The sequence below is a fragment of the Bradyrhizobium sp. USDA 4503 genome, assembly GCF_054055815.1.
On record NZ_JBSRXS010000001.1, the window covers coordinates 3,070,354 to 3,087,469 of the forward strand.

Annotated in this window: 14 protein-coding genes; all 14 read right to left on the reverse strand. The window is 58.7% G+C overall.

Annotated features, from left to right (window positions below):
• Positions 1–108: 108 nt before the first annotated feature.
• The 14 genes from ACVMIH_RS15035 to ACVMIH_RS15100 all read right to left on the reverse strand — a co-directional run bounded on the left by ACVMIH_RS15035 (position 109) and on the right by ACVMIH_RS15100 (position 17,096).
• On the reverse strand, positions 109–1,122 hold the full coding sequence (locus ACVMIH_RS15035) for a class I SAM-dependent methyltransferase (protein WP_035632531.1): 1,014 nt from the start codon (positions 1,120–1,122) through the stop codon (positions 109–111).
• A 61-nt stretch (positions 1,123–1,183) separates the two neighbouring features.
• Positions 1,184–2,422, reverse strand: a complete 1,239-nt coding sequence (locus ACVMIH_RS15040; protein WP_310880036.1) for a glycosyltransferase family 4 protein — start codon at positions 2,420–2,422, stop codon at positions 1,184–1,186.
• Positions 2,423–2,444: 22 nt separating this feature from the next.
• On the reverse strand, positions 2,445–4,355 hold the full coding sequence (gene asnB, locus ACVMIH_RS15045) for an asparagine synthase (glutamine-hydrolyzing) (RefSeq protein ID WP_456862339.1): 1,911 nt from the start codon (positions 4,353–4,355) through the stop codon (positions 2,445–2,447).
• 21 nt (positions 4,356–4,376) lie between these two features.
• Positions 4,377–5,570 carry a glycosyltransferase family protein gene (locus tag ACVMIH_RS15050; protein WP_156436533.1) on the reverse strand — a complete coding sequence of 398 codons (1,194 nt, stop codon included), beginning with the start codon at positions 5,568–5,570 and terminating at the stop codon, positions 4,377–4,379.
• Between the two features lie 15 nt (positions 5,571–5,585).
• Positions 5,586–7,184, reverse strand: coding sequence for a glycosyltransferase (locus tag ACVMIH_RS15055; RefSeq protein ID WP_082654027.1), 1,599 nt, complete (start codon positions 7,182–7,184; stop codon positions 5,586–5,588).
• A gap of 78 nt (positions 7,185–7,262) precedes the next feature.
• The gene (gene asnB / locus ACVMIH_RS15060) at positions 7,263–9,209 is read right to left on the reverse strand and encodes an asparagine synthase (glutamine-hydrolyzing) (RefSeq protein ID WP_057020469.1); all 1,947 of its coding nucleotides are present in this window, start codon (positions 9,207–9,209) and stop codon (positions 7,263–7,265) included.
• Positions 9,210–9,300: 91 nt separating this feature from the next.
• The gene (locus ACVMIH_RS15065; protein ID WP_057020470.1) at positions 9,301–10,218 is read right to left on the reverse strand and encodes a class I SAM-dependent methyltransferase; all 918 of its coding nucleotides are present in this window, start codon (positions 10,216–10,218) and stop codon (positions 9,301–9,303) included.
• Positions 10,219–10,419: 201 nt separating this feature from the next.
• The gene (locus tag ACVMIH_RS15070; RefSeq protein WP_199805362.1) at positions 10,420–11,874 is read right to left on the reverse strand and encodes a hypothetical protein; all 1,455 of its coding nucleotides are present in this window, start codon (positions 11,872–11,874) and stop codon (positions 10,420–10,422) included.
• A gap of 8 nt (positions 11,875–11,882) precedes the next feature.
• Positions 11,883–13,400, reverse strand: a complete 1,518-nt coding sequence (locus ACVMIH_RS15075; RefSeq protein WP_063790179.1) for an ABC transporter ATP-binding protein — start codon at positions 13,398–13,400, stop codon at positions 11,883–11,885.
• Complete coding sequence (locus ACVMIH_RS15080; protein WP_082654030.1) at positions 13,387–14,193, reverse strand: ABC transporter permease; 807 nt, start codon at positions 14,191–14,193, stop codon at positions 13,387–13,389. Before ACVMIH_RS15080 ends, ACVMIH_RS15075 begins: the two co-directional genes overlap by 14 nt.
• 87 nt (positions 14,194–14,280) lie before the next feature.
• The gene (locus ACVMIH_RS15085) at positions 14,281–14,877 is read right to left on the reverse strand and encodes an acyltransferase (RefSeq protein WP_082654031.1); all 597 of its coding nucleotides are present in this window, start codon (positions 14,875–14,877) and stop codon (positions 14,281–14,283) included.
• Complete coding sequence (locus ACVMIH_RS15090; protein ID WP_050383810.1) at positions 14,874–15,815, reverse strand: Gfo/Idh/MocA family oxidoreductase; 942 nt, start codon at positions 15,813–15,815, stop codon at positions 14,874–14,876. The genes ACVMIH_RS15085 and ACVMIH_RS15090 overlap by 4 nt, the downstream gene beginning before the upstream one ends.
• A gap of 118 nt (positions 15,816–15,933) precedes the next feature.
• Positions 15,934–16,458, reverse strand: coding sequence for a transcription termination/antitermination protein NusG (nusG, locus tag ACVMIH_RS15095; protein WP_245311782.1), 525 nt, complete (start codon positions 16,456–16,458; stop codon positions 15,934–15,936).
• Positions 16,455–17,096, reverse strand: a complete 642-nt coding sequence (locus ACVMIH_RS15100) for a winged helix-turn-helix transcriptional regulator (protein ID WP_028343100.1) — start codon at positions 17,094–17,096, stop codon at positions 16,455–16,457. The genes nusG and ACVMIH_RS15100 overlap by 4 nt, the downstream gene beginning before the upstream one ends.
• Positions 17,097–17,116: the final 20 nt, after the last annotated feature.

Genomic DNA, 17,116 nt, shown 5'->3' on the forward strand with positions numbered 1-17,116 from the left:
GGCGCAATCACACGGTTGCGCCGGACCGATCAATCCCACGCCATGAAAGCAGTGTCCTGAGATTCGAAAGCTACCCCTGTGCATGGCGCGGCGGCCACACCCGATAGCTCAACTTCTTCCGGGAGACAGCTCGGGCGCGCGAGCTCGCGCCTCTACGCCGTTCCCACCGTAGCTCGCTTCGACTCCAACCAGTCCGATGGCATCGAGCGCTTGCGCAATCTGCTCTGTCGACCTCTTGTGCTTGTACCGGTCGGTGAGCGCGTCATGAGTATCCAGGACAGCCCAAGCATAGAGCAGCTTGGGTCCCAGTTGTCCATAATAGTCGTGATAGTCAAGAACGGGCGAGTAGTACAGGACGGCCTGCCGAAATTTGCTGCCGAGCGGAAGCTTCCGGTAGCGCCAACTCAGGCGGTGCAAGGGCCACAGGACCGCAACGAGCGTCTTGATGAAATTCATCGCAAGCTTTGCATCTTGCCGAATAAGGAATTTGCGCAGCCGCTGGCGCGTCTTGGTCATGTCCTCGTGACTGTATCGATAGTGATCGATCACCAGAAGCCCGCCCGGGGCAACGTGAGCCGCAAGGGCCCTGATGGTCTCATCGGGGTCGGGGGTATGCTGGATGACTCCAAGACAGATCACGACATCGAATGATTGAGGTGCAACCGGAAGAGCGCGGATATCGGCCTGACAAACGAAATAGCCCGGCTTTCCCCCGCAGTTCTCCAGGTTTGCCTCGACCGCGGTCGAAAGGTCGCACGCAAACACTTCCGCGCCTTCCGACAGCAGCACCTCGGTAAACCGCCCCGCGCCGCAACCTGCCTCCAGGACTTTCTTGCCACGAACAGCATCGAAGCCGCCAAGGCATCGCTCCAGCCGATCCCGGCTGATCGACGTTCCCGTAAAGGAGTCCAACTGGGTCTTGCGGAAAGTCTTCCATTGCAGCCCAAAAGCTGCGGCGTAGTTCTCCGGCGCAACAAAGCGCGGAATACCTCCGACGACGGGATACGTACGACCACCGGATGCCTTTAGCGCCGTTGTCTGGTTGGAGATGTCGTCGGACATCGGCAATGGCTGCAGTGATTCACCCGTCTCAGGGCAGATGAGTGGAACGATCGGCTTCATGCTGGCGAGTTATCCAATTGAAATAAGGTCGGGAGTCCAGGAGTGGGGGCGCAAGTTCATGTCAGACGCGTAGCCAATAGCGGACCACATCGACCAGCATGAGCGGACGATAGAAGGCGCGCTTTCGAGGCTTCGAGGCCAATTCCCGATACATCGCCTCGACACGCTTCACGTCGATGGGGAAGTTGGCCTGTTCGACCACGATAGCCCGCCCCCTGGCAGCGATACGCTCACGCAAGGCCTCGTCCTCGAGCAGGCGAAGGATCGCGTCGGCGACATCAGCGGGATCGATGTCGGCAAACAGCACGCTTTCGCCGTCCTTGACGATCTCACCATAGCGATCGAGCCGACCGACAACGTTTGGAACCCCACAGGCCATCGCTTCAAGAAGCGTCTGCGGCAGGCCGTCCGAGCGCGGGATTCCGACAGCAACTTCCGCAATGGAATAGAACATCGGCATCTGGTCATGGGGGATGCGGCCAACAAAGCTGACATGGCGCGCGAGGCCGAGCGCTTCAATCCGCGCCGTGAGTTCGGCGCGGTACTGCGGATCGGCAGCATATTCCGTGACAACGAGATGCGCCGACGGAACCCGCTTGACCACCAACGCCATGGCTTCGACAAGGACATCGATATTATAGAACGGCTGAAGGATCTTCGGGCTGAGCACGACCCGGGCGCCTTCCGGAATTCCGCATTCGGCGCGAAGCGCTGACGCATCCATCGGCCGGAACTGCTGCGGATCAACTCCCCACACCACGCGCGTCGCTTTGCTGCCGTAGCCGCCGAGCTCATTGAGCTTGCCGATCAGGAAGTCGGATTTTGCCGTTATGCGGTCGGCTACCGCAAAGAGCCTCTTGGTCAACGCAATTCCGCGTCGCGTCGGCGCCCCCTGCTCTTCGTAGAGGACGTCGCCCCCCATGACGCTGACAACCAGAGGTCGAAAGCCCAGAGCGCCTGCCAGCCACGCCCAGGTGCTATATGCGTAATGCACATGGATGACGTCCGGGTTTGTCGTCCTGACGAGACGACGAAAATCGAAGAACAGCCGTGCCATATCGGACAGTCCACTCAGATCCCGCCGGGCCAGCTTGCTGCCCAAACGCACAAGGCGCGAGATCCATTCATCCTGTCCAGGGCGAACAGACGGCGTGAGTTCTATGATTTCGGTCAGTCCGGCGGCGGGAGGAGCACTCAGCAGGTAGACCTTGTGCCCCAAGGGGGAGAAACAGCGCACCCGGTTCACGACGTGGGTGCTCGTAGCGTAACCAATCGCCAGGATCTTCAACGGACGGGTCATCGAGGCTGCCACATTCGTCCCGCTAGGCCGCCGAACCGACGGCCATTGCAGAATGGCCGGGATCAAGAACTTGCCGGTGCCAAAGCTCGAGCATGAGCAGCACGAACAGCCGGTTGCCGATATCGTCGCCGCCTTTCATGTGACGATCCACCATGGTCGAGACAACATCGGGCCTGAAATATCCCCGGCGTGCGACGCTCGCTGGCGAAAGCAGATCATACACCATGTCCTTCAGCCCAGTCCGTAGCCACTTGCCGAGCGGCAGATTGAAGCCTGCCTTGGGGCGGTAGAGGATGTCGGTTGGCAGACGCGACTCCATGGCTTTCTTCACGATCAATTTGCCCTCGCTTCCCTTGATCTTGAGATCGCCCGGCAATGAGAATGCCCATTCGACCAGTTCGTGATCCAGAAAAGGAACGCGCGCCTCAACGCCAGCGGCCATTGTGAGCCTGTCGACCTTGGTTAGCATCTCGCTGACCAGCGATGACTTCATGTCGGTGTAGAGCTTGCGCGTCAGCTCCGGCTGACCGATCGTCGCATCGTAGTGTTGGGCCGTGATGTTGTTCGACCACCCTTGCTTTAGATGAGGCCAGAGATCAGGGTGCACAAAATCCACGAGGTCCATGTCTCGGAAGCACGCATAACTGTCGATATAGCGCCCCGACTCTCGCTGATCCCTGCTCATTGCGCGCCACAACCGGTGGCCCGGAGCAATTCGATTGCCGATGGCTCCAGTCCGAGCGAGAAGCCGCTGCAGGGGGCCGTATTTTTGTCCGAGCAGCGGGACGAAGTCTTGGTGCCTCCAAGTGTATCCGGCAAACACCTCGTCGCCGCCGTCGCCCGTCAGAACGACCTTGATTCCGTCGTCCTTCGCCGCTTTGGCCAGAAAGTAGATCCCGAGCGCCGATGACACGGCAAAGGGTTCATCACAATGCCACGCCATCGCGGGAAGAAAGTCGCCCGCCTCCGCGCCGAGGTCTATCTCCCGGTGCGCGGTGCCATAGCGCTCCGCCACGGCCCTGGCATAAGGTCCCTCGTCGAAAACCTCATCTCCGCGAAATACGACAGAAAAGGTTCGCATGCCGGCGCTGGCCTGCGGCCCTACCAAGGCGACGACCGAACTCGAGTCGACCCCGCCGCTGAGGAAAGCCCCCACCGGTACATCCGCGACAAGATGGCTTCGAACGGCGCTTCCAAAACGCTCATCGAATTCAGCGCAAGCGTCGGCGAGTGAAAGAGCGCGCGGAGCGGTCGGCAAGGGAACGCTCCAGTACTCGCGGTCCTGCACATCGCGTCCGCGAACGATAAGCACGTGACCGGCCTCGAGCCGCCGAACTCCCTTCAGAATTGATTGCGGATCCGGAATGCTGAGGAGATGAAGAAAGTCCGCCAGCGCCGCCTGATCGACCTCACGCGGCGTGCGCGGGTCCGCCAGAAGTGACTTCAACTCCGATGCGAACGATACGGAGTCCTGGCCAACATGATAGTAGAGCGGCTTGATCCCGATCCGGTCGCGTGCGAGCAGCAGCGTCCTTTGCCCGGCATCCCAGATCGCCAGCGCGAACATGCCCCGCAACCGCGTCAGGAAGTCCACGCCATAGCATCGATAGGCTTGCAAAATAACCTCGGTATCGGACGAGGTTCGGAAGGCATAGCCTCTCTTTTGCAGTTCGCGCCTCAGCTCGACGAAGTTGTAGACTTCGCCGTTGTAGACAATGCGGACCTGGCCGTCGTCGGAAACCATCGGCTGTTCGGCGGCCACCGAGAGGTCGATGATCGAAAGGCGACGGTGTCCCAGCCCCACAGGGCCGTTCACCCATATGCCTTCGGCGTCCGGACCTCGGTGGGCGACAGCTCTTGTCATCGCCACGACCAGTTCGCGATCAACCGGCCTTTGCCGATCAAAATTCAGGATTCCCGCGATTCCGCACATCTTGAATTATCTGCCCATTGGCTAAAGAGCGCGTGCCAAAATGTCGGCCACGCGATGATCGTAGGTGTGCCCGGACATCGCCAAATCATAGGCACGTTCCGCAATCTCGCGGCAATGCGTCTCGTCCCGGAGCGCACGGACAGCCTCGTCGACGTTCGACAGGTCGGACCGCACGGGGATATAGTGCTCGTTGGCCCTGAGAATGCCGTTATAGCCTCCTTCGATCAGGACTTGGCAGGTCTTGGTACCAATCGCTTCGAAGTGCCTTGACGAGATGCTCTTGCCCGACACGCCGCGGGGGACGCCAATAAAGAACTTCTCGAACACTTCCTCGAAGCTGGCATCCTGGTTCTGCTTCAGGTTGTAGGTTCTGGCGCGATCGAGAAGCGCGCCTTTTTCATTGAGGTAGTAGGTCCCAGATTCCGCGCCGATCAAGGTGCGGCAGCGATTGAGGAAGGCAGCCCAATCGTCGCGCGGCATTCGCGACGAGCGGCCACCTCGAATGTCACATCGAATGCCCAGCTCCTCGCCGTGCTTTTCAAAATACCCAATCAGATCGGTTCGTTCTCGATCTCCAACAAAGGGCCAATAGATGTCACCGACAAACCCCACGTCGATATCACGACGCGCCTCAGGCTGCGGTGAATATACGGAAGGATTGAGCGCGTGCGGCGTCGCAAGGATGCGCGTTCCTTCCAACCCGCCATAGAGATATTCGGCCGCCGCAATGGGAAGTTGACTGCAGAGGAATTCGGCTTTCACCTCCCGGCAAAACTCGAGCTTCTGATCGAGCAGATCATACTCGTTGCCAAGGAATACTATGATGGGACAAGCGCGCCGGGCCAGGAATGGAGCCGCTCGGCTAATCAGCGACAGGTCGTCGCCGGCCGCGACATGAGACACGATGATGAGATCGTAAGATCGAATGCGCAGCAGATGGCGTCCAAGATCGACCAGGTTGTTGATGTCGCAAACCGTTACATCGAGCTTGGGAGACCGGCAAAACGCATCGCGCCAGTCCCTAACGTATGAGAGGCGCTGGTTGAAGTCATACAAATGCGCATAGAGGTTGCGTACCAGTGCACTGCGCTGGAGCGGGCCGGGAGGCTGAGCACCTGCCTTTACGCCAAAAACACCACGCAGCACCGTCGCAGCCGTCAGGACGACCTTCCCGGTTCCGTTCTGGTCGAGGAAAAGAACTTTCTTCTTTGTCACCTTGTTACTTCTCGGTCAGTGCGCAACTTTGTCTTCAATGCGCGACACATTTGGAGCCGACTTGCTGAGATGTCGATTAAGAAGCGGCTCGAGCGTTCGCTCCTCGTACGCCCAGCAAAGCTCCTGACGGCTTACCCGAACATTTTCCCGAAAGGTCTCGCGAACTTCGTCATTCTCGACCAGCAGCTGGAGCGCTGATCTGATCTCGTTGGCATCCTGCGCATTGGCCATGATTCCAAGCTTGTGGCGCTCGGCAACGCGTCGGATCTGCTCGAGATCGGGATAAACCAGCGGCAACCCTGCCGCCACCGACTGAAAGAAGCCGTTCGGCAGGATGTTGGGATATTGGATAGTCCTCTTGAAATAGAGCAGGACCGCGACGTCGGCTGACGCAGCAACGGGAACGATTTCCTGTGGCAGCACCGGCGGGACGAAGTGCACGCGGCCTTCCAGGCCACGCGTCGCGAGCGCGTCATTGCAATCAGGATAGCGTCCGCCAAGGAATGCGAGATGAACGTGCTTCGGCAGGGATACCAAGGCGTCGAAGGCGCCTTCGAGGGTCATGCCCGACTTATAGTTTCCGATAAACACGACGAGGAACGCTTCCGGCGCGAGACCAATCGCGTCGCGGATTGTCCGGGGAACTTGACGATCCAACCGGAAATCATGCGCGTTGCGCAGGATCACCGGCTCGCACCGAAACCGTTCGCGCATCAAGGCTGCGATACCCTCGTTGACCGTCACGATGTCGGAGGCAAACCGGATACATGCGGCCTCAATCGCGCCTTCGAACGGAATCACCCACTTCTTCCAATAGGAAGAGACAGTGGGGTCTTCCTTTTGATGCTGATAGAAATCATGTGCGTCGTAGATCATCCTTGCTCGATACCGAAGGCAGAGCAGGAAAACCGCAGGAAATTGATAGAATGAGTGAAGATAGTAGAGATCGGCACGAGGAGTGACGGAAAGGACCTTAAAGACGTGTTGATCAAGGTATGTCGCGAGATAGTTAGCGAAGGCCAGAGGGTTGATGGCAGCAGCACGGAGTGATTGGGAGATTCCAGCAGGAAGAATTCGAGTGGGCAACCACCCCACGACTTCCCTGGCAAGCAGGATCATCGCGTAGGGAAGAGCGAAAATGATCTGCGCGATAGAGGGACGCTGTTGAAGCGGCTTGCCTCCCTTCAGGGAAACAAGTGCTCGAAGAAGATTGCGCTGCAGGGCGCGCGCGACACGCCTCAAGCCTGGAATACGAAGGGCAAGCCGGCCAACAGGCCATCGCTGCAGTATCGACAGGCTCTTGATATCCTGAATTCCTACGGGATCTGGAGCAGCGGCAGCTAGTTTCTCCTCAGCCACAGGGTGTGGAGCTGCGACCGCTTCGGCCGCGACTGGCGCAGCCTCAGTGGACGTTTGAGGCTGAGCGCGGGCGCCGATCGAAATGATCTCGAACGGGATTGCCTCATCGGCGAGGCGGCTCGGCGCCCCCTCGATAACAATCGATTTGAATCCAAACCGATGCACGGAGGTGACTTGTTTGAGCGTCCGGCTGTCAGCCGACAATGGTAGCGGCGTTAGCGAAACAACAACGGGCCTGCGGTCCACGTCCTTCATCCGATTCTTCACCCAGCAATCAGGCAGTTCGGGAGTCCAGGCTTCCACGATACAAGAAACGAAAATGCGTGAGAGCGATCAGACATTGAACTGCTTCCGCCACATATAGAGATTGAGCCAACGCCAAGGCAAAAAGTCGAGACGGCCAGCTTCCTTGATATTCGAGAAAGCGGCGCGGGCGCCGTCGCGGTCGATGAAATCGGCAAGAGCATCCGAGCTTACGGCATCCGAGATGAGAGGACTCAACACGGTTGTCTGCCAGTGCAGCTCCGGCGTTGCGAAGCCCATCTTTCGAGCGCGCATCCTGACAGGTTCCGGCAGAATTCCATCCATCGCGTCACGCAGCACACGCTTCGCGTAGCCGCCGCGGAATTTGATGTCAGACGGAAGCGCAAATGCAAAATCAACCAAACGATGATCGAGGAACGGCACCCTGGATTCAACCGAGAAAGCCATGGAGTTCCGATCCTCGAAGCGCAGCAGCGCCGGCAGGTTGCTCTCGAAGAAGAAGCGGCGAAGCACGCTCGCGAATGGCGCCTTGGCGTCCCACTCGGTCTCAAAAGACTGCAATCTGGTCCGCGATGCGTCAGCACATGCTCGTTCGAAATCCGCCCGCATCCAGGGGAGCTGAGGCGCGCTCGCTGGTGGCGATTTCCCGCCAGCCAGGGCGGCGAATATCCCGCGCAGCCGGCTCCATGGAAGAGTCGTATGCCAAGGTGTTCCTTGCATGCGGGACCACTGCCAGCTCTCAAGCAATACCTTCAGGAATCGCCCCTTCGCAGCCATCTCCAGGAAGAAGTGCGGTACAGTGCTCGCGTAGCCACCGAGCATCTCGTCCGACCCCTGCCCGTCGAGCACCACTTTCACGCCCCTATCACGTATCAAGCGAAACACCGACCACTGCGCGAAGATGGAGGTCGACCCAAAGGGCTCGTCCTGATGCCATATGAGGGCTTGCAGGTCCGCCTCAATGTCCCTGTCGCCCGGCTCAATGAAATGCGGCTGCACCTCGGCTGCAGCCATGTTCTGCCGGGTGAATTCCAACTCATTCGCTACGGCGATGTCGAAGTGGCAGCTAAACGCGTGCCTCTCGACCGGCAATTGCGATTCTTGTGAAATATCCCGCATCAGCACCGCAATGGCGCCGCTGTCCAGTCCGCCCGAAAGACAGGTACCCACCGGCACATCGGCGCGTAGATGGATGCGAACGCTTTCGCGAAGCAGTTCGCGGAATCGTCGGGCCGCCTCTTCCGGCGAAATGCCCTCGAGCACGGGACCCGCGGCGGGGGTGTAGTACCGCCGCTCGTCCAGCCCGCCCTGGTCCAGGGGCAATACGAGCGTCCTTCCAGGACGGAGCTTGCTGATACCGGCAAAAAACGTCTCGTCACTGACGTCTGAAATCTCGTACTGAAGATAATCGTACACCGCCCGGGTGTTGAGCGTCCGTGGCACCCACGGGACTTCAAGCAGTTGCTTGATCTCCGAACCAAACGCAAGGCGGTCGCCGACGGCAGCATAGTGAAGCGGCTTGATCCCGAAACGATCGCGCGACAGAATCAGGTGACGTTGGCGAAGATCGAGGATTGCGAGCGCCCACATTCCGACGAAGCGGGTGAAAGCATCAGGTCCCCATGCCTCATAGGCTCGAAGAATGACTTCCGTGTCGGAATGAGAGCGGAATACAGCCCCGCGCCCCTCCAGTTCGGCGCGCAACTCAAGATAGTTATAGATCTCGCCGTTGTAGGTGATCCAGAGTCGCCCGTCATCGGACGCCATCGGCTGATGACCGGAGTCCGACAGGTCGATGATGGCAAGCCTCCGGTGCGCAAGAAGGAGATTGGCCTCATCTCCATTTCCAGACAAATCACCGTCGGGAATGACTTTCCCCCTGCCCTGTCGCGTATCGAACCAGACGGCACCCTCTCCGTCAGGACCGCGGTGCGCAGCAACGGACAACCCCTTGAGGAGATCCCTCGGTGGCATGCGGAAGCCACCGCGATCAAACACGCCGAATATGCCGCACATCAGCGATACGACATCTGAATCAGGACGCTCGGCCCACTCGCGCGACTACCGCAGCGAGCCATGGAAATGGTCTTCGAATACACGGAGTATGTCATCCCACTTTCCGAAGCTCGTAGCAGCCGTCAATTCCGGCGGCCTGTCCGTCGACATACGGCACACCTCTGGCATCAAATTCCAGCCTGGAAAGAAACTGACGACTTTCAGCGTCGAAGGATCGATCCATCATCGGCGTGAACCGCTGCGGCAGCAACGACATTTCGAAGATGGAAACCGCATTCCCGAGGTGCTTGGCACTGAACCCCGAAATGCCCGCAAGCTCATTCATCTCTTGCGACGTCCAATTTCGGCTTATCGGACAGTCGAAGGTATCGGTGGATCGCCTGAAGGCTTCCTCACGCGAAAGACCGCGATATTTTGGGTCGCTCGCCGGCAAGACGTGAGAAACGAACAGATGAACCCAGATGCTGTTGCGATTGTAGACCATCAGCCGCGCATATCCCGACGGCTTCAGGATTCGCCGAAACTCCTTCAGAATTTTCTCCGGGCTCGGGACGTGATTGAGCACTCCGGAGCAGTGCACGTAATCGACCGTTCCATCATCAAGGGGGATGCGATCGTCGGTTTCCGATACGTGGATAAGCTTGCAATCATAGCCGTGAACGCGCAGGCGATCCGCCGACTCCGCCAGCGACGGACGGGAAATGTCCATGCCATACACGGCCGCAGGGCGGGAATACGTTAGAAACCCAACCAGGTCGTGACCCGGACCGCAACCATAGTCGACGATCACCTCGCCATCGTGGGACGAAACCGGCAGAAACTTGATGTAGTCGACATATTGGTCGTTTCGCCAATGCATATAGTCGAGCGACTCCGCCGGCGACGAGAATTTCTTATGGAGCGTGACGTTGAAGTCGCTCCAGTAAGATTCGGAGGAAGGATCGGCCTCGGTGTGAGGCGAGGTCGCAGCTGCAAGCACCGTGCGGCCGCCCTTAAACTTGTTCGCCAAAGATGCTCCTATTCGCCTCAACATTGATCTAAGCTCCTACCGAATTGACGTAGAGACCCAAAACGTCAAACGCCTGCCGTATCACTTTGGTTGGCCCTTCAGCGAAATTACCGGCCACGAGATCCACCACCTCGACGCCAACAAACCCAGACGGCTCGGACATGAGCGCCTTTCGGCATTTGCCGGTAGCCATCAGAGAGATTACCTCGCCAACCACGCCAATAGCGGACTGACCCGGCTTCTGACCCTTCCAGGCACCGCTCTCCACATTTTCCCTATCGGTCCGACCGGATTAATATCCGGATCGGCCGGCTCCGCCGCCTGATGAGCATCACCTTCGGCATGCGGAGTATCATCCACGGCTTGAGGCACATCATCATTTTGCGGCGCGCTCCTCGGTTCGAGCAGCTGCCTTAGATGTTCCTGCTTGGCAGAGAGATAGGCCGATAATTGGGGTGCGTCGGTGGGCACCTCCGACAACGCGACCGTGTAGGGATCCTGCGGATCGTGGGGAGATCGCCACGGCTGCGCAACCGACTGCCAATGTTGCCTTTCGGGATCTCCGACAACACTTGGATAAAGCTCTTCGATCGCGGAAGCGATCACCGAAGTGAGCGCACTGTAGCTGTAGTTACCAGATGCAATCAGATGTTCATGAGCTCGTTCCACATAACCCTGCAGGGACTCGAAATTGTCGAGCCTTGCCAGAACATCGCGGGCGTTCGAGAAATCCTTCTCCAACGGGATGTAGTGAACATCCGGAACGATCGCATCGGAATAGCGTCCCCGAAAGAGAATCATCGGCGTCATCATCGCAGCGCATTCGAACACACGCGGAGAGACCTGTCCGGTATCAAATGGCCGCTCGAAAGGCGCCAGGAAGTCAGTCAGCTCTGGATATTCAGGCGCACGGCCGTGCAGGGCCCGGAATCGCTCGATCTCCCGCTCAAGCTCCTGGTCGAAATCGAAGGCGTTGCTTCCGCTTTCGCTGCCAAGCATCGTTCGGCAGTCACCGATGAAGTTGAACCAGTCCTCGCCGTAGATTCGACTGGCTTCATCAGTCCTGATGTTGTGCGGCTGGCCCAGCTCATCGCAAAGCGCGGCCATGTAGCGGCCAATCTCGAATTTCTCAAAGCCGAGCCGTCCATACCTCGCACCGATTTGGCGGCCGCGATAACCGATCGGAAAAGGTCGATCAGCCAGCGGCTTGATCCGGCGATCCGGATGTGCGGCCGGCGCGTATCCCGTCAGCACCTGCCTCAAGGCAACACCCGGCAGCTGCATCGCGGGGTACACAAGCGGCCAGAACTCCTTCTGAACGCTCGTAAGCAGAACGTGAAAGCCGAGGCGCCTGATCGCACTCCGCAGCACACCTGTCCGATCGTACTCGTCCTGCGCTATTGCGATCTTCAGGCCGCGAAACGACAGAACGGCTCGTACGTAATCGGGGTTCAAGTACCAGTCGAAACAGAGCCGCGCACTGTAGCTGTTAATCAGGACATCGAATTCATTGATGTCGAAGTTCAGCCGCGCATCGTCCGTGCAATGAACGAACTGGACTTCGCAGCCGGGAAGGTCCCTCAGCGCGGTAAGGTATTCCAATGTCGTTGGGACAACATTCGCGGCAGCCGAATAGGCTACCAGAACCCGCATCACTCGACCCGTCATCGAATCTCGGTATCCAGCAAATGCCGAGCCTCCGGATTCAAGCTCGAACCAGAGTCCGGATCGGGAGCGAACTGCCACTCCGCCGAATGAAAGAAGTCCGCGGAAACGTCAACCAGGGATTCCTGAACCTCAACGATCAGATCGAAGCTTCGCGACAACAAGTCATGACGCACGGTGCCGTTGAATCTCGCCAGGTGATCGGCTCCATGGATACTGAGACTTACAACGTATTCACCCGGCCCGAGCTGCACTGGATTAAACAGCATTTCCACGCAGCGTTCTTGTCCTTTCGTCGCGGAAAACTTGTCGGGGGGACTTATGAGCTTTGCCCGGCATGCTCCCAGATAGTCGAGCACGACGATGCCGTATCGGCACTCAAAGTCCCCATCCACGCAGGCAACCACATTCAGCATCATCTTGGCCGGCGCCAGCGCCATCAATCTGTTGGTCTCTCCACGCTCCGTGACCATCGTAAATCCGGACAACTTCAAATCGCCGCTTGATGCCCATCTCGATAGCCCACCACGCGCGACAAACTTGAAGTCCCGGGGCGGCTCGATCACCGGAAAAACAGCTGCCGTCGCGTGCGGAGCGAAATGCGGCTCCTGCAACAGGACTTCCCGATCGAATGTTGTTTTGCCATCCGCGGGCTTTTCTGACCGCGCTGGCAGCGACACTGAACCAGCAACCTTTGCCGCTGCGCCATCGTCACCGGCCGCAGACGAAGCCACCGGCGCCTGAACGCGCTGATCGCCCCCGCCGTGCACGAACTCTTCATAGGCCTTCACCACTGCGAAGGCATCCCCCTGCATGCGGATCCTGCCCTCATGAAGCCAGATCACTTCGCTGCACAGCTCGAGTACCTGCGGCATCGAGTGGGAAACAAGCAGCATCGTGCAGCCACTTCGCACCAGGGTTTCCACCCTGGCCTTCGATTTGGCAACGAAGTAAGCATCTCCAGCGCCGAGGACTTCATCGACGATCAATATCTCCGGCCGGATCGCGGTTGCGGCGGCAAACATCAGGCGCGCCAGCATGCCCAACGAGTAGGTCTTGATCGGCTGATCGAAGAAGTCACCGAGCTCGCAGAACTCGATGATTCCCTCGACTGCGTCCCGATACTCGTCCTTGCGAAGGCCGTTGTACTGCAATGAAGCTTCGACGTTTTCCCGTCCGGTATGTTCCGGATGAAATCCGAGGCCTGCGGCCATCAGCGCCTGAACTTCCCCATTCACCGACACCGATCCATGTGTCGGTGCGAAATTTCCGCAGACCAGCTTCAACAGCGTGGTCTTTCCCGCCCCGTTCCGCCCGATGATCCCGATTCTGTGGCCGCGCGGCACCGAGATCGAAATGTCGCTGAGCGCGGGAAAAATCTTCGGCTGTTGTCGGGTTCGAAATCCGAAGCGCTGCAGGCCAAGAACGTCGACCAGCTGGTCGCCTTGACTTCCATAGAGCTTGTAGATCTTGGAAACCGCTTCGAACTTGATCGCGAACTGCTCAAGCGTAGTCAAAGAACACACCCTTTGCGCGCTGGAAGAACGAATATCCCACCAAAAAGCTCGTGATCGCTATCAGTGCTGCGCCGCCAAAAATGCGGGGGTCGGGCCAGTTGCCGTAGCAGATGAGCTGCTGAAACGTCAGCACGAAGTAGGAAAGCGGATTCAGGAGAAGCAGCGGCTTCATGGCACCCGGAACCATCTCCGGAGTATAGGCAAACGGACTGATGATCATCATGACCATAAGAACCAGTCCGATGACCTGCTGAATGTCTTTCGCAACCAACGAGACAAGCGAAAGTATCCATCCAATTCCAGTCGCAAACATCAACAGGAGGAGCCAGCACACGGGAACGAGCACGATGGCTTTCCAATCGGTCCGCCCAAGAGCGAAGCCCAGGCAGAGCGTGATTGCGAGACCAAACAGATGAGGAAAGTGCGCCGCCACCACGGATCGCAGCGGGATCAACTCCGCGGGAAACACGGTGTTGAGCAGCAGATTCTTGTTTGCAGAGACCGAGGAAATTGAGCTCGTGAGCGCTTCGTTGAAGGCCATGATCGGAACGAGCCCGGAGAAGACCAGCAGGATGTAGCCCCACTCATTGAGACCGCTGGGGCGGACCTTGAATACGAAGGCATACAATCCGGCGTAGATGCTTAGCTGCATCGCGGGCAGCAGGACTGCCCAACCGATGCCGACCACCGATCCAAGATAACGTTGGCGCACGTCGTGAGCCACCCCCTCAATGACGCGCCCTCCGTAGATCGAAAGAAGTCGAAAAACATTCAGATTTGATGAGTATTTCATTTTCCATCAGCTTCATCGATGCGGTGGAGAAGAAGCTCCTTGGGCCTCGATCTGACCCGTCGATCGACTTCCTCGAATTGCACGACGCTAGCCGGCGTCAGCGCCGAGCGCCCCCGACGAATCGAGCGTGTATTTCTCGCCGGTTCGCGGACAGACCAGATCAGCGCCCAGCCGCTCCCCGCTTCGGCTCATCCAGCCGGCCCGTCGCGCCGGATTGCCGATCATCAAGGCGAATGCCGGCACATTCTTCGTCACGACAGAGCCGGCGCCGATGAAGCAATATTCGCCGAGCGAATGGCCGCACACGATGGTGGCGTTGGCACCGATACTGGCGCCACGCCCGACGGGTGTGCTGCGAAACTCGTCCTTGCGCGACACATCGGCACGCGGATTGTTGACGTTGGTGAACACGCAACTCGGACCACAAAACACGTCGTCTGCGAGTTCGACACCATCGTAGAGCGACACATTATTCTGGATCTTGCATCCATCGCCGATCTTCACGCGCGGCCCGATCATGACATTTTGTCCAATCGAACAATTCTGACCGATGACGGTGCCGGGAAGCACGTGACAGAAGTGCCAGATCTTGGTGCCTCGCCCGATGATCACGCCATCGTCCACGTAGCTGGATGCGTGGATCAGCACGCCCGGAAATCGCGGATCATCCTTCATCTCGCTCATTTGGACGACGCCCCACGCGCGGACGGATGCTGCCATTCATGCCCGGTGGTCAATGGCGCCTGGCGGAAGGCGGACACGATCTCGATCGAAGCCCGCACGTCGTCGAGACCGAAACCGCGCCCTGCCAGAATCTCCTGGTAGCTCCGCGTATGGAGATCCGTGAAGCCCTCCGAGAACTCGACCTCCTCGCCATCCACGGTGATCGAGCGGAACGTCGTCTTCTTGCCTTGGACGTCAGGCGGCAGATCATTGCTGTCTACCGACAGAAACCAGCTGATGTCGGCCCGCTCGCATTCGAGGAATCCGGCCGCCCGTTCGCGCTGGCGCAGGTGCGCCTCGTTGCGTTTGACCGAACCGAACACGAAACTAAGCATGTCGAAGAAGTGCACACCGATATTGGTGGCGACGCCTCCCGACTTGGCATCCTCGCCTTTCCAGGATGTGTAATACCAGCGGCCTCGTGAGGCGATATAAGTGAGCTCGACCTTGTGTCGCTTGTTGCTCGTCCCGAACTTCTCCCGCAGGTTGATGATGGCAGGATGAAGCCTCAGCTGCAGGATTGTCGAGATGCGACGGCCGGTGTCCTGCTCTATCTCGGCGAGACCGTCGATGTTCCATGGATTCAGAACCAGCGGCTTCTCGCAAATTGCGTCGGCTCCTGATCGCAGGGCGAAGCGGCAATGCGCATCATGCAGATGATTGGGTGAGCAGATCGACGCGTAGTCGATTTTCTCGCCGCGCCGCCGCAGCTTGTCGACGTGGCGGTCAAATCGTTCGAACTCGGTGAAGAAGTGGGCATTGGGAAAATAGCTATCCAGAATGCCGACTGAGTCATTTGGATCGTAGGCGATCTTCAGATCCCCGCCTACCGCGTGTATCGCCCGCATGTGACGCGGCGCCACATAACCGGCTGCTCCTATCAACGCAAACGAATGCATCTGACCTCTCACGCCTCCCAACGAAGTTCAATTTTTCCAAGCTACCGCACTCGGGGTGAATCGAGCACCACCCCGAGCCGGATTTCTCTACCACCACGCCTGCGAGCAGCAGACGCCGTCAGGCCGCGGCAATCAGATTGGCGCCGACCAGCACACGCACCTTGCGCCCCAACAGGTCGAGCAAAACCGCGACGCGCTCATGATCGCTGACGCCTTCGACCAGCGCGAGACTATCAGCGAACGCCCCCTCGGTGATCCGCACCTTGTCTCCGGGCGAAAAGGGAGACCGACGCGAAAGCGCGATGAAACCGGCCTCGTCCTCTCGCGCCTTCAACGCTCCGACCACAGCGTTCTCCACCGACGCCGGCCTGCCGTGCAAGCAGACCAGATGGGAAACACCGAGTGTCGATTGAATAGCGCGCCACCGCTGCGTTGCGAGATCGATGGCGACAAACAAATAGCGCGGAAACAGCGGCCGCGCGACGACGTCGACCCGGCGCGCATGGCTGCGGCGCTTTTGGTAGCGCGGAAGATAGACACCAAATCCCTGGCGGACCAGATTGGCCGCCGCCTTCACTTCGGCATTGACGTGCGTCTGCACGACATACCAGCTGAGGCCGAGCTGCGCTTCCGTTGCCATCATTCCACCCTCTGCACCCCAGGCGGACGCAACCCCAACAGGTCCGGCGTCAATACTCTTTCCGGCCCAAACATATCGACGGCCTGATCGAACACATCCCTGGCCTTGTTGAGATGCGTAACGACGACCGCGTCGAACGGCTCGGCCACTTCAGCATAGGACGGCACCACCTCGATCCCGAAGAAGTGTGACGCAGCTTCATCGGCATCGACAACAGCAACGATGGACACCGGGCTGTCCACGGCGCACAGGATGGCTATTTCGCAAAGATCGGATTTCCCGGCAAAAACAATTCGCTTGAAGCCCAGCACCTGAGCGCGATCGAACACGCGCGAATACTCTTCCTTGGCTCTTCGAAAGAGCGAAAACGACGAAGAGAGGAACTCAACGGTGAGCCTTGATTTTTCGGAAAAGCCCTGGGGCGTGAGGTAATAGGCATATCGACGGGCCGGCGCCTGACCAACCTTGACGAACCCCTTCTTGATGGCGCGCCTCAAATAGGCATTGACCAAGCCAAGTGCGATTCCAAGTTCCGCCGCGATGCGCCGCTGCGAGCGCGCCCCGTCGATTTCAACGGAGGTCAGCAGACCGAGCACAAGTCGATCGCTGTCTCTGTCGTCCGTCGGGAGTGTGTTTGCCATGCGCCCATTCCTGCAATGCG